9 protein-coding genes are annotated in these 14,365 nt (G+C 36.2%); 5 read left to right on the top strand and 4 right to left on the bottom strand.

Going from position 1 to position 14,365, the window contains the following annotated elements; all coding sequences use genetic code 11:
• Nucleotides 1-258: 258 nt before the first annotated feature.
• On the bottom strand, nt 259-1,686 hold the full coding sequence (locus ACM2FC_RS21695) for a DASS family sodium-coupled anion symporter (RefSeq protein ID WP_498483139.1): 1,428 nt from the start codon (nt 1,684-1,686) through the stop codon (nt 259-261).
• 1,336 nt (nt 1,687-3,022) lie between these two features.
• Between ACM2FC_RS21695 and ACM2FC_RS21690 the strand changes: the two genes are divergently transcribed.
• Nucleotides 3,023-4,006 carry a phosphate/phosphite/phosphonate ABC transporter substrate-binding protein gene (locus tag ACM2FC_RS21690; RefSeq protein WP_498483138.1) on the top strand — a complete coding sequence of 328 codons (984 nt, stop codon included), beginning with the start codon at nt 3,023-3,025 and terminating at the stop codon, nt 4,004-4,006.
• Complete coding sequence (locus ACM2FC_RS21685) at nt 3,990-6,149, top strand: bifunctional diguanylate cyclase/phosphodiesterase (RefSeq protein WP_498483137.1); 2,160 nt, start codon at nt 3,990-3,992, stop codon at nt 6,147-6,149. Before ACM2FC_RS21690 ends, ACM2FC_RS21685 begins: the two co-directional genes overlap by 17 nt.
• A 64-nt stretch (nt 6,150-6,213) precedes the next feature.
• Here the strand turns inward: ACM2FC_RS21685 and ACM2FC_RS21680 are convergent, their stop codons facing one another.
• The gene (locus ACM2FC_RS21680) at nt 6,214-7,584 is read right to left on the bottom strand and encodes an MATE family efflux transporter (protein ID WP_498483136.1); all 1,371 of its coding nucleotides are present in this window, start codon (nt 7,582-7,584) and stop codon (nt 6,214-6,216) included.
• A 611-nt stretch (nt 7,585-8,195) separates the two neighbouring features.
• Between ACM2FC_RS21680 and ACM2FC_RS21675 the strand changes: the two genes are divergently transcribed.
• From ACM2FC_RS21675 to ACM2FC_RS21665, 3 genes are all read left to right on the top strand, one after another.
• Nucleotides 8,196-8,396, top strand: coding sequence for a hypothetical protein (locus tag ACM2FC_RS21675; protein ID WP_498483135.1), 201 nt, complete (start codon nt 8,196-8,198; stop codon nt 8,394-8,396).
• Between the two features lie 561 nt (nt 8,397-8,957).
• Nucleotides 8,958-9,683 (top strand): tyrosine-type recombinase/integrase, encoded by a 726-nt coding sequence (locus ACM2FC_RS21670; protein WP_498483134.1) that lies wholly within the window; start codon nt 8,958-8,960, stop codon nt 9,681-9,683.
• A 650-nt stretch (nt 9,684-10,333) separates the two neighbouring features.
• Nucleotides 10,334-11,749 carry a sugar porter family MFS transporter gene (locus ACM2FC_RS21665; protein ID WP_498483133.1) on the top strand — a complete coding sequence of 472 codons (1,416 nt, stop codon included), beginning with the start codon at nt 10,334-10,336 and terminating at the stop codon, nt 11,747-11,749.
• A 102-nt stretch (nt 11,750-11,851) separates the two neighbouring features.
• On the opposite strand, the gene araC is transcribed toward ACM2FC_RS21665, so the two are convergent.
• Together araC and araA are read right to left on the bottom strand one after the other, a co-directional pair.
• Nucleotides 11,852-12,694: an arabinose operon transcriptional regulator AraC gene (gene araC, locus ACM2FC_RS21660; RefSeq protein ID WP_498483132.1), complete on the bottom strand. Its 843-nt coding sequence runs from the start codon at nt 12,692-12,694 to the stop codon at nt 11,852-11,854.
• A 173-nt stretch (nt 12,695-12,867) separates the two neighbouring features.
• Nucleotides 12,868-14,364 (bottom strand): L-arabinose isomerase, encoded by a 1,497-nt coding sequence (gene araA, locus ACM2FC_RS21655; RefSeq protein ID WP_498483131.1) that lies wholly within the window; start codon nt 14,362-14,364, stop codon nt 12,868-12,870.
• Between the last annotated feature and the right edge of the window lies 1 nt (nt 14,365).

The following is a 14,365-nucleotide window of genomic DNA, read 5'->3' as shown; positions in this document are numbered from 1 at the left end:
CTACGATTGCAATATCTGTCGTTATGGTTTTCAAAGTTGCTCTCCAATGCTTTTGGGAAACTGATAAATTTTTGTATATGTTGGAACAAAATCATAGCCTACTATTGATAAAGTTCTTTTTATCGATAATCACAATGACCAGCATTGGACTAATCAACGTAAAAAACTGTCAGATTGAACGTTTCTATTGTCCGTAAAGGCTGTGAGAATAGTTATCAAAGTCTTTAACATCAATTACGAAAACAATCAGATGTTAGTTTAAGTCACCCCTAAAATTGACCACCAAGCCAAGCCAGTGAACATAAAAATAACTGAACCAGATAAAGCTATGATTAAACCAATCTTCATCCACTCTCCATTAGTGTGGTATCCGTATCCTAGTAAAAGAGGATTGCGAGCATGGCTATAAGTGGACAAGTTACAACCTACATTAGTAATTCCTGCCACAGATAAAACTGCTATCAGTGGGTCTACACCTAATGATACTAAGGCAGTTAAAATTACAGGACTAAGAGCCATAACTTTTGCAGTGCCAGACGCAAAACAATATGCTGTAAATAGATAAAACGTCATCATAGCAATCAAAAATATATAGGGACTTGAGTCAAACATATAAATTTCAAGGAAATCAGATACAGACTTACCAACCCAATTTGAAAAACCGGTTTCTTTTAGATGGTTGGCCATACCCATAAGAATCGAAAACCAAATTAAGGTATCCCAGGCTCCTTTTTCTGACTTAATGTCCTCCCAGGTTAAAACATTCATTATTAACAAAGCACTTAATCCAATAAATGCTGCAACGGTCGTGTAAATGCCGAGGTAGCTACCAAAAACCCACATTAATACAAGTAAAATAAAAATGAGTAACAGGCTAATTTCATTCGCTGTTGTTTTTCCCATCTTATTTAGTTCTTGCAATGCATATATAGGTGCTTGAGGTGTTTTTTTAGTTGTTGGATCAATTACTTTATATAAAATGTAAGGCATTGTAATAAGCAAAACTAAAGCTGGAACTAACAGATACAAGGCCCACAAACCAAAATTTAAAGAAATACCGAGCACAGTTGTAGCTATACCGACCAAAGCTATATTACCTGCAAATCCAGTAGAAAAACCTACAGCCGAAGAATCATTCATTGCAGAACAATTAGATATAAGATATCTACCTAAAGTTTTATCGTCAGGGTTAATAGCATTAGCTAGTGCATTAGCAATTGGAGATGTAATAGCTGCTCTTGCAGTATTACTCGGGGTTGCTGGAGCGATAAGAAAGTCCGCGATTCCCAAACAGTACGCGACTCTTAAAGAGGATTGGCCAAAGTTTTTTAACAAGATTAGTGCTATTCTTCGTCCTAATCCTGTTTTTTGAAAAGCACGAGCCATTGTGAAAGCTATAACAATTAACCAAATAAGTGCGTTGTCAAAATCTTTTAATCCGGCCAGCATAGAGCTTTTAGAGTTGCCTGTGTTTAATGGGTCTAATACTACAAAAATTGTTAACCCAAGTAATGCTGTAGCTCCTGTTGGAAGTACATTAAAGATTATCGCTAAAATTGTTCCTATAAATATAATACTTGTTTGATAGGCTGTTATTTTTAAGTCACTTGGTGGTTCAAGTTGCCAAAAAATACATCCTAAAGTAAATATAAATATGAAAGCGTAATATTTTTTTATTAATGACATTACATCCATCCGTGATGTTTTTAATTTACTTAAAATGTAAACTTTATGTTATTTTTTTGATTGATCTAAATCAACAAAATTATCATTATATAATATGTAGAGTGTTTATCTTGCACTATTAATCTTTACTATTTACCCCAATTTAGCAAAAATTAATTAAAAGTCACTATGAAAATTTTAATAAAATGTTTTATTTACCAATGTGTTAAGGAATAAACAAGTTGAAATTTTTATTGATAAAAAATATTCAAAGTACTGATACGATAAGAGATATAGTTTTGTCTGTGATAATGTATGCTATTCATAATTCAATGTTTGAGAAATAGTCATGGCCGTCATACTCGTATCTATAGACCTACAATGACTTGTCGTGAGTTAGGTCAATTATGACTGCCAAGTACAACCCTAGCCTTGCTTGTGGCAGTATACGTTATATCTTCGGCACTTCTTCGCTAAAGCCTTGAGCTATCTTGACCTTTGCTATTGTCAAAAGACTGTTTGAGAATAGCATCAAGCTGTTGGTAATGTTTCCTGCAATCATTCACCCAGGAATAAAACCCACTTCACCATACGGAAAGCACTTAGTAAACCAGATGTTCGAGCAAAAATTCGTAGCAATTTACTTTAGATTATTAGCGAAATAGGAGCCTTTATTACTGTATCAAGCTATTCTGCCAGCTCAGCCAATTGCCTTTTAAACTTACTTCTTTACTGTCAATTCTTGTTCTCTTTGACCGGGATTAGCGTTTTACTTTGAGGCTTAATTAAGGTTTATATAAAGAGAATTGTCTATCTACTACAGCGACTTCCACTTCCTCTACCAGTTCCAGCTCTTCTGCTCTAATCAGGGGAGGGAATGGGTAATTCGTTTCTTGTTATTTGTCATGGTACCTCTCATTAGTGATCGTACTCACTTAGCCTGGTAACCAAAACTAGTGGTTCCGATTAAGTTTGGCTCAATAGAAAAGCTTTGCAACGAAGCCGTTATTTGTCATGAAGCTGTAAATGTCTACAATAAAACTGAATTTATCTTCAATAGCATAATTAATAAATTCTCATAATAAAGTAATACATAATACTTTTTTTTTGTGAGAGATCGCCCATTCCCATAATACGTAAATAAACCGCAATAATCTCAACTTTTTCATTTTATTGATGTTTTTTTTAGACAAAGTTACGGAAACCAATTTTTTTTTAATTTTGTTAATTATTTTAAAGGAGCACCTATATACTATAGGAGGTAAAGATAAAAAGTTTGCTTCTAGGGAATTGATTTTAGTCTCGAGGAAGTCTAAAAATACCGAACGGACTTAAAGCTACCAGATAAGGACATAAAATGCCAAGGTATATTAATACATATTTCAAGTATATTTTCCTTGTTATCTATTTTTTAGGTTCCTTGGTCACCCCCATATATGCATCAGAAAGTATAAAAAATGAGTTCGTGATTGGAGTTATCAGTACTAAGCCAAAGAAAGCCATAATTAGAACCAAACCATTAGCAGATTATATCGCTCTTAATTTAACTAATGAGAATACCAAAGTTGGTAAAGTGGTTGTGACCCAAACCGCTGAGGAAATGATATCTTTCATTCAAAAAAATCAAGTCGATTTGGTCTTGGATACTATTTTCCCCGCATATTTGTTACTAGAAAGTGGGAATGTAGATATTATTGCTCGCCAATGGAAAGGTGGAATTTCTGAATATCATACAGTTTTTTTTTCACATAAAAATTATTTAATTAATAGTTTTGATGACTTAGCTGGTAAGATCATAGTCTTTGAGGATAAAAATTCAACAAGTGCTTTTTTGATACCATCGATAGAATTGTTATCTAAAGGTTATAAATTAAAAAAAATCAAATCGCCCATCAATGCAACTGTCAGACATGCATCTGACAAAGATACAGTTTATTATTTTTTCTCGAATGAACTATCAAGATATGGAGACGAATCTAATATGATGTATCTGGTACATAATAAAATAGTAGCTGCTGCTGCATTTAGTAATGTTGATTGGGAAGATGAAGTGCCTGAGGTTGTAAAATCAGACCTAAATATTTTCTTTGAATCTGCCCCAGTACCTCGATCTGTGGCTTTAATACGATCAAACATAGATCCACTAACAAAATCAAGAATTAGAAAAATTTTATATAATGCAAACTATTCTGAAGGCGGGCAAAAAGCTCTCATATCGTTAAAAAACACTTCTAAGTTTGATGAGATCTCTAGAGTTGAAATTGAAAAGATAAGGGATATTGGCTCTCAATTAAACAACTTAAAATCACTAGTGGAAAATAGCCATGAAAATAAAAAATAAGATATTGGCTGTAAGCTTTTCATTTATAACTTTTATTTTGATTTTGGTATTTTCTACTCAAAATATTCTTCATAGAGAATATACCAAAAAACTATTATTAGAAACAACTAACAACATTGAGGATAACTATTATAAACAAGCAGTTAAAACCTCAACCACCATATTAAAATATATATCAGAATCTCTCGTTGAACCCATATATTTTCATGATATAGATAGTATAGAGCATATTGTTGAATCTATTACTGTTGATGATAACATTGAAAGAATAGTTGTATTTGATTTGAATGGTAAGGTTTTTTATTCAACTAATCCAGAACAAAAATATTCCAGTATTATATCAATTAATAATGACCAAGTAAAAAAATTAAAAAATAACACAATATATCATGAAAAAAAAACCAATTCCTTATCTTTAACATTGCCTTTAGAAATTAATGGTTCTATTTTAGGTGGTGTTTTAATCGATTATTCTTTAAACAGTACATTAAATAGTATTGTAAAACATAGAAATATAATTACAAAAATTAATGATGATAATGAAAAAAGTTATTACAATATAAGTGCATATATCTTTGTTGTTGTATTTTTCATTGGTATGATACTATCCTTGCATCTAGGACGAAGGTTCTCAAAACCTATCTATGAACTTGTGGAACAATCAAACCAAATAAAAATCGGAAACTATGGGCTTTACAATAATATAAAATCCAATGACGAGTTAAACTTACTTGCTAGATCTATAAATCATATGGACGAAATTATATGTGAACGTACAAAAAAAATAAAAAACTTAGCGTATAATGATGCTTTGACACGTATTCCTAATAGGCTTTATTTCATGGAGGAAATTGAGAAAATAATTCAAAATAAGAATTTTTCAGATGATTCATTCTCAATTTTTTTTATAGACCTTAACTCTTTTAAGGCTATTAATGATAATTTTGGACATAATGCAGGCGATGAACTTCTTATTGAAGTTTCTCGTAGGATATCAATGTACTTAGATGAAAATTCATACGAAAGTATATTTGCTAGAGTGGGTGGAGATGAGTTTTTAATTTATATTAATGGTGACTATTCTAAAGAAAAATTAAATGATATAGCTTTCCAAATTATAGATGTCATTACTAATCCAGTACACATAAAGAGTGTTTTTGAAAATGTTTCTGTTGAGGCAAGTATAGGTATTTCTCAATATAAAAATACTATAGAGTGTTTGGATGAAATGATTAAGCAAGCAGATTTGGCAATGTATGAGTCGAAAAATTTGGGAAAAAATAATGTAACTCATTATGATCTTAAATTAAAAAACAAAATACAAATAGCTCAAGAATTAAAAAGTGATTTGACAAAATCTATGATAGACTTTGACGAATACGAAGTTTTCTATCAGCCAAAAATAAATTTGAAAACTTTCTTTGTCAGTGGTTTAGAAGCTCTTATAAGGTGGAATCACCCAGTTAAAGGATATATTTCGCCAGATATCTTTATCCCAATAGCTGAGTCATCAGGTTTGATTAATGGGCTAGGTAAATGGGTTATAAAGCAGGTTATTGAAGATATTTCTTCTGGTAGAATTCCAGATGATTTAAGTGTGTCAGTTAATGTGTCAGCTCGGCAGCTTCTCGACAGTCATTTGGTAAAATATGTAGTTAATAGGATGGAAGAAAATGGTGTATCTCCCACGAGATTAGAAGTTGAAGTCACCGAAACATCTGTTATCGACAACTGGTTTTTTGCAGAAAAGTCACTGCGTCAGTTTAGGAGAAAAGGTATAAAAGTTTGGTTAGATGATTTCGGTACTGGATTTGCTTCTTTGAACTATCTCCAAAAAATATCTGTGGATGGACTTAAGATCGATAAAAGTTTTGTCTCGGGTGAGGGTGATCGCCTCACTAATAAAGTTTTGTGTTCAGCTATTATTTCAATAGCTAAAAAAATGAACATGCAAGTAATAGCTGAAGGTGTTGAAACATTAGATCAATCAAGCTTTTTAAGATCAATGAAATGTGACTTGGCACAAGGCTATTATTTTTCTAGACCGATGCCTTTAGAAAAACTTGAATATTTTTTTAAAAAGAGAGAATTGGCATTAGTAAGCAGTATAGAAGATAATGAAAAAAAATTAAGTAGCAAGTAATGATTCCTGTTATTTTCTCTACCTGTTAGAACGTGGCAGGATAATGATAACAGAGTTACCCTGATCATGTCTGGGTAAATCTAAAAAATTTAATATAGTAATATACTCTTACCCACCGATAGCTACTTATGAACATATATATTACCCGAGATATTAGCACGCCATATGCAAACCCTATTAATCCAAGGTCTAGCTCAAAAGTAAAAATATAACTCAAAGGGATACCAATTATCCAAGTAGTAAAAACGGTAAGCTGCATTGAAAACTTTGTATCAAGTAGCCCTCTCAAATTCCCTGTATTTATTTGATTTATCGTATCTATAATAACACGTATACCAAATAGAATAAAAAGTGCTGTTGCTAGTTGTAAAACTTCAGAAGAAATATAATAATTTTTGTTATGGTAAATTTCCATTAAATGATTGGGAATTAATAAAAATACCAATAGTACAAAAGTACTATAAATAAGCCCTATCATTAAACAAGCAATTGAGTACTGGTGTACATTCTTATAGTTTTTTTTAGTGTTTGATTTGCTGATGAGTATTGTGCTAGCTTCAGACAAAGCGTAAACTGGCACTATGAATAGGGAAAAATATTGATAAATAACTTGTTGTATTGCTAATTCCTGGACACCTAACCAACCAATCATTATCATGGTTATAAACAAATATACCTGGTTACTAACAGATTGAAAAGATATTGGAAACCCAACCATTAATATTTTTTTAAAAATACTTTTATTAAATTTTATAGGAATCCATGATTTTATTGAATAATTGTTTTCTTTAATATTGAAAAATAAGACAGCATAAAGACTGAAAACAACAAGGTACTGGATTAAATACGCCAAAGCAAGCCCAGACATACCAAAAGACTTAAAGCCGAACGTTCCAGAAATTAGCGTGAAAGAGGTTGATAAAAATAGTAAGGAACCAATTATGTTTATATAAAGTATGGGTTGTTTTTTTTCTAGAGATAGAAAAAATTGTTGCAATACTAGTGAAAGCATTAATATGGGAGTACAGATGGCATAAATTTTAAAAAAATCATTTATATCATTATATAAAGATTCAGGTTGAGATAATAAACTAAAAATATTATTTATATTAAGGAATATTATTATGAGGATAATTGCTAATAGTAAAGCAAGTATGATTCCTTGTTGGAATATATCGCGGGCGGCATTGTAATTTTTTTCACCAAATGATTGGCTCAGCAAAGCACCAAACGCATACATCATTGCCATTCCAGTCACAACTCCACTTAAACGAACCGGTAGCATTAACGCAGCTGCAGCTAAAAGCTGTTCACTCTGCTGAGACAGAAGCATAACTCCAAAAAAAGTACCGAACACCGATAAGAATCTAGATACTATTAAGGGAAAACTTAGTGAAAGCGTCCTAAGTATTACTTGGGCGTATGATTTAATCAAGTTGTTAAACCTTTATATTAAAGTTTAGAATTAGTCATCTATTAAATTGACTATCTTCTTTTTGTGGTTTTTATAGCCTTAGTGATTTACTTTTAATATTAGGGTGAGTAAAGACTACATTCATAATAAAATCAATTTAATGTTACCATTGAGGTGACTATTTGTTAAAAGCACCTCAATAGACAGGAGAAAGCATGAAAATTGATGTAACGGCTTTCCAATTTAGATTGGCCATATACAAGTAATGACAACATGTCAACGATTGATGACGAAAGGTTTTATGAAAAAAGGTGTGCAGAACAATTTTTGTAAGAGTGGAAAAGGGAGAGTACCAGATTAAACTCAAAATAATAATAAGTGCAAGTTTAAAGTAACTATATTAGCCCAAGAAAGGTTTGGCCATATCGAAAGTATAAGAAAACTGGAGCGCGCATAGTCTTGACATTGTTGATACTAGGTACATAGCAAGCAAGTTAAACAGAGTATTATCAGAACTTTGCGGTTCTAAAAAATATACCTAAAATCCCAAAACATTAAATTTAGTAAAATTTAAAACAATGGTTTTGTTTAGGGCACTATATTTATATTGCTTGGAAACCAGAGAACTTATATTGAAACTCTTTTATGAGAAGTTAACGCGATATTACTGCTTATCCTTAGAGCGCGAACAATTCGATTGGATTGTGCTGAAATTTTATGGCCGTCTTGGCCAATCTCGCTTCGTCGCTTTCGTTACTCAAGAAGAAGCGCAACGTCACTTTGATAAAGAGCACAAGCGCAGGCTTAAACGTTGCTTTGAAGTGACAATGTAACTGATTACATTGTGGAAAATGTGATAGGCAATATCAGCCAAAAATAAATAATTGACTCCGTATCTTAAAAACTTCTTCTTTTTTAAGATTTGCACATAGCGCTAATGATAGTCTACAATATCGTAAGTTACTGTTTTATTGTGTTTTTGCTTGTAAATACTATTAGTTACCTGCGCAACGCTAAACGGGCGATTAGAGTTTTTCTGAGTGTTCGAGTTGAACATTCTGAGTGTGCAGTGTAAAAAATGAGAGTTATTCTCATTAAAAGTAAATTTGACGAAAGGTAGTTAACAATGGACAACAGGATCTCTGAAGAATACGTTCAAGAACTTTCGTGTCTCATCGCTGGAAAATGTTTGGAGTAAAACTTAGAGCCCAAACAGATTTTGGATGGGTTAGCAAGAGTCTTACTCGGTGCTACCAATGATCTGAAAGTTGGAGGGTTGGATCTGAATATTGAAGGCTTTGGCCGTTGCACTGTTCAGCTTGAAGAATAAAGTAGTTTGTAGTTCAAAAACTCGAGGTAGTGTTTATCTGTACCTTTTCGAATAAGGAGTGACAATGTCGCGTATAAATCAGCGTATTGATGCCTCGCTTTATAAACCCAATAAAGCCACCGGCAAAACTAAAAAACGCAAAGAGCCATCGATGCCGCCAAAAGATAAGAAGGAAGCCAATCTTATCTTGGACAGGCTTTATGAGCGTAGTCCAACACTGGCACTTTGCTGCCAAATGTCTGCATTAACTGGCCTTCGTTATAGCGATGCATCTTGGTTAACTTACGATGATTTCTACGATGAACACGACAACTTCAAGCCATTTTTCACACTTTGTCAGCAAAAAACGTTTCGCATGCGAGTAGGAAGAAAAGAGAACCCAATGAGTGATTCTGAAGCCTATCGCAAGAGCTCTGTGACCATTTATACCAACAAAGAAATCAAAAATATTGTCGAAGAGACACGTTTATTTTCAACTGGGGGAGGGTTTCTGTTCTCCAATCCTAGAAGCCGAAAAAAGCTAGAAGATGGGACGTATATTGAACGACCAATGTCTGTCGTTTCTGCAGATTGGCATCACCAACAAGTCAAAAATGACATGCGGCTTAGCTATACGTTAGGCACACACTCTTGGCGTAAGTTTTTTGCTCTACTGCTTGTTCAGAACGGTGCAACAGTAGAGAAAATCCGTGATTTGCTTGGCCAATCTAGCTTGATTAGCACCAATGCGTACCTGCATTCATTTACAGGAGACTTGCAGGCACACATTAATGATTTGTCTCTTAGTTGACACGAAACACCTATGATTTGTTCGAAATTAGTTTTGTTGAGGTCACTGGCACCGGAAAGTAGTGCATATAACACACCAATGATTTACCGCATTCATGGAAATTTCGATAAAGCGCAGCTTAAAGCAGCCTGCTATATACTTTATACTCGTCATCAGTCACTACATGCGCGTTTTGATGAGAGGGTAAAGAGCAAACTTTTGTCCTTTCTTTCCAAGAAGAGGTTGTTCGCGAGCTAGCGCTGCAACGCCTTTTGACCCTCAATACCAAGATTACTTGGCGAAGAGAAAGTCAAAGGCTAGCTCGCAACTCTTGGAAAAAACCTGTCCAGACTGCATTATAGGTTGCTGGGTATCATACGATGCCTTCGTGAAGGCTTGAGCCTAGTGCAGTGAAAGTTGCACGCTGTGAGTTCTTAGGGAGGTGGCACTTGGCAACAAGTGTCGTCCACCCAACCAAAATCACTTTTCGCAACAAGCCACCGAAAACTGATGTCGGTAATGTTCCATGCTAATACGTCACTTATTGTATGGATAAATTTGCTATAAATAGAGTGTGAAAAAGCTAAGCTCTCTAGGGTGTGAAAGGGTCAGTGGGACAAGTTAAAAGATGCACATAAGATAATCTCATCCAAAAACGAGGGTGAGTTTTCATGTTTAATTATAATAAATTAGTCGCAATTGCGGCGTCACTGGCAGGCTTACTATTTGGCCTTGATATTGGTCTGATATCGGGAGCGCTACCTTTTATAACTCAAGAATGGTCAATTACAATCCATCAGCAAGAATGGTTCGTCAGCACAATGATGCTTGGCGCAACGCTGGGTTCCATCTCTAATAATGGGCTATCCTCTTTGCTAGGGCGCAAACGCGGTTTGTTTTGGGGTGGGGTGATTTTTGCCGTTGGTACTATTGGGTGTGCCATTGCGAATAATATCGACGTGATGCTGTTCTTTCGTGTTGTGCAAGGCTTTGCTATTGGTGTTGCCTCCTTTGCAGCCCCTCTCTATTTATCTGAAATGTCAGAGAAGCACGTACGGGGCAAACGCATTGCTACCTATCAGTTGATGGTAACCGTTGGTATTTTGATGGCATTTCTGTCCGATACTTGGTTTGCACAAACAGGAAACTGGCGCATGATGTTTATCGTGTTGTTGGTACCGACATTCTTCCTTGTTCTATTTGTATACTTTATGCCGAAATCACCAAGGTGGTTAGCGTCTAGAGGACGTACTGATGAAGCAAGAGAAGTGCTGTTATCTTTGCGTAGTGACGAGCGAGAAGCGAATAAAGAATTTCAAGAAATAATGGCAAGTTTGAAACTTAAGCAGTCAGGGTATGCACTGTTTAAAGCAAACAAAAACTTCAGACGCAGCGTCAGTCTTGGACTTGTCCTTCAGTTTATGCAGCAGTTTACAGGCATGAATATTTTGATGTACTACTCGCCAAAAATCTTTCAAATGGCCGGTTTTACCTCACATATAGGGCAAATGTTTAGCACAGTATTCGTGGGTTTAGCATTTGTATTTGCTACATTTATCGCGATCCAGATGGCTGATACATTGGGCAGAAAACCGGCACTTAAAATTGGCTTTGCGGTGATGGGCGTCGGTATGTTCTGCTTAGGCTTATTACTCAACTCAATTCTCTCTGGCGATGTTCCGGTTTATTTCTCATATCTTGCTGTCATTACTTCAATCGTATGTATTTGTGGTTACGCAATGAGCGCCGCTCCTATGGTTTGGATTCTATGTTCAGAGATTCAACCACTAAAAGGAAGAGACTTTGGGATTGCTTGCTCCACCACAATGAACTGGGTATCGAATATGGTGTTGGGGGCTACATTTTTATCCCTTATCAACGGAATTGGCACCGCCAACACTTTCTGGGTGTATGCGTTATTTAATATTGCCTTCATTCTTGTCACCATCTTATTCGTGCCAGAGACGAAGGGCGTATCGCTTGAATCGATAGAATCCAATTTAATGTCAGGGAAAAAGCTCAAAGATATTGGTCTTTCTAATTCTGGCAACGAAAAAGAAACTCAGCTACAAACCAAAACCATTTAAACGTTTTCGATTTACAATGTGTCACCACAACAAACCTTGCCTAAATCGGTAAGGTTTATTTCTTTAAGCCCCACCTTACAGCCTTGTGATTTTGAAGAAACATTACATGACTTGTTCACGATACTGCTTTGGGCTGAGGCCAACTTTGTGCTTAAACACTCTCGAAAAATAAAGAGGATCACAATAGCCTACAAGTCGGCCAATATGGTTGATTGAGTTTTGGCTTGTCACCAGTAATTGTTTTGCTTTGGTGATACGTTGATCATCGCGCCACTGAGTAATGGTAATCCCAGTTTCATCCCGAAATAGGTGCCCAATTCGAGAGGAAGAAAGACAAACGTGGGCAGCAATATCTTCTAGAGAAATATCATTGTTGATATTTTGCGCCATAAAGTTCATCGCTTTCACGACCCTTGTATCGAGAGGTTTCTTTATGACATCCGGTTGGGTGAGTTTACAGCGGATCAGCAGCTGCTCGAGCAGGTTTACTGCAAGATCGTATCGATACAACTCTTCAGATTTTGCACAGGACTCAATATCTACAAACAAGGATTCAATAGCGGATTTTGTGTCATTTCCAAGATCTGCCCCTCGTGTAATATAGACACCTTTTTGCTCACAGTGCCAATCGAGCAGGTTTTGCCAAGAAGCCCTTGAACGAAAGTAAACCCATCGATGGTGCCAGTGATCTGAGCATACTTTTCGCTGGTAAAAATGTTGTGCACTGGGGGGGAATAATAGTAGATCGCCTTGTTTGACATCGAAGCTTTCATCTCCTGAGAAAATTGTTCCTTCTCCTTGGCAAGTGTAATTGATGATGTACCCTTTCATGCCTTTTGGGCGATCAATGGTGAAGTCGAGCTCTCCTCCTTTGTCTATTGGGGTGAGGCCGGCCACCAAGTGAGCATTAAAATTGTAGCCAGGTTTTAACGGGTTGGTTTGCATAATTGAGTCTACTAAATAAGGCGAAGTGGACAGAATCATACACGATGTTAAAAATGGAAAAATTAGCGATAAGTAGTAAATTTGAAGAGAAAGATAAAATTAAAACGAAATGAGGCTTCTCCCCACAGCGCTGATATAGCAGGAATCACTGAGAGGAGAAGATGCAGCACTAATTAACGGAGCTTATAGTATAAGTTATTGGTTTTTAATTCGGATTTAAATTGTCGTAGCTGAGTACTGTTGTCAATGACGACCATCTCTATCCCTGCTATTTCCGCGTAATCAGAAAGCATATCGATGTTGACGGCTTGACTAAAGGTTGAATGGTGAGCTCCTCCCGCATGGATCCAAGCCGCAGCAGCCACATTGAGGTTAGGCTCCGGCTCCCAAAGAGCGTGGGCGACAGGTAAATTAGGCATAGATTGCGGTGGCGTTTGTGTATCTACTGCGTTGACGATCATTCTAAAGCGATTGCCCAGATCTATGAGTGTAACGACAACAGCGGGGCTAGCTGCACCACTAAATATCATCCGTGGAATATCGTTTGTTTTTCCTATCGTATGACGGTGAATTTCTATTCTGGGTTTATTTTCGCTAATAGAAGGGCACACCTCAAGCATATGAGCACCAAGCACTTGACCCTTGCCTCCCAAATGGTACGTGTAATCCTCCATAAAGGATGTACCGCCTTGTTTGCCTTTGCCCATCATTTTCATAATATGGGTCATGGCTGCCGTCTTCCAATCACCTTCACCACCGTAACCGTAACCTTTTTCCATTAAACGTTGAGTCGCTAACCCTGGAAGGTTTGTTAACCCAGTTAAGTTTTCGAACGTGTTGGTGTAGGCATTGGCTCCCACAGAGGTGAGGAAACGTTGCATGCCGAGCTCCAATCGAGCCTCGTTACGAAGTATCTGTTTGCTGTTTTCTTCAATCAACAGATTGTGGTCAATGATATATGCAGAGGCATACTCATCGAGTGTGCAGGCAATATCAGAATCTGAGACTTCACTTAACGCCTCATTAAGCTCACCAAGTCCATAAGCATTCACTTCATAGCCGAATTGAATTTGTGCTGATACCTTATTCCCCTCTGTTACCGCGACTTGACGCATGTTGTCACCAAAGCGAGCAACTTTTAGGGACTTTCCAGCTTCGATACCAATAGCAGCCCTCATCCAATCGTCAACTTGTTTGTGCACTTCTTGATCTTGCCAATGGCCGACGACCACTTTACGTTCAATTTCTAAACGCGCACCAATAAAACCAAATTCGCGGCAACCGTGAGCACTTTGGTTGAGGTTCATGAAGTTCATGTCGATGTCATTCCACGGCAGTCCTTCATTAAACTGTGTGTGAAGGTGTAAGAACGGCTTATTCAGTTCGCTTAGACCCGCGATCCACATTTTTGCCGGTGAAAATGTATGCATCCATAGTATTAGTCCAATACAGTTTGGGGCATTGTTTGCTTCACGACATACTGCCAGTATTTCACTGGGAGACTTGACTGTCCCTTTGTTTTCCAAGGCTACAGAAATATGTTCAGAATCATTAAGGCCCGAGACAATCTGCTCGGAATGTTGTCCTACACTTTCTAAGATTTTTTTACCGTAGAGATTTTGTGATCCTGTGACAAACCAAACTTTCTTATTATCAAAATTCTTTTTCATA

Source organism: Vibrio sp. A37, from assembly GCF_059777565.1.
Note: the sequence above shows the minus strand (reverse complement) of the source record. Positions and strands in the feature narration are given on the sequence as shown.

What these genes read in the sequence shown, in the direction of transcription:
- ACM2FC_RS21690 (WP_498483138.1), top strand. Translation starts at nt 3,023, where the DNA reads ATGCCAAGGTATATTAATACATATTTCAAGTATATTTTCCTTGTTATC.
- ACM2FC_RS21670 (WP_498483134.1), top strand. Translation starts at nt 8,958, where the DNA reads ATGTCGCGTATAAATCAGCGTATTGATGCCTCGCTTTATAAACCCAAT.
- ACM2FC_RS21695 (WP_498483139.1), bottom strand. Translation starts at nt 1,686, where the DNA reads ATGTCATTAATAAAAAAATATTACGCTTTCATATTTATATTTACTTTA.
- araA (WP_498483131.1), bottom strand. Translation starts at nt 14,364, where the DNA reads ATGAAAAAGAATTTTGATAATAAGAAAGTTTGGTTTGTCACAGGATCA.
- araC (WP_498483132.1), bottom strand. Translation starts at nt 12,694, where the DNA reads ATGCAAACCAACCCGTTAAAACCTGGCTACAATTTTAATGCTCACTTG.
- ACM2FC_RS21685 (WP_498483137.1), top strand. Translation starts at nt 3,990, where the DNA reads ATGAAAATAAAAAATAAGATATTGGCTGTAAGCTTTTCATTTATAACT.
- ACM2FC_RS21665 (WP_498483133.1), top strand. Translation starts at nt 10,334, where the DNA reads ATGTTTAATTATAATAAATTAGTCGCAATTGCGGCGTCACTGGCAGGC.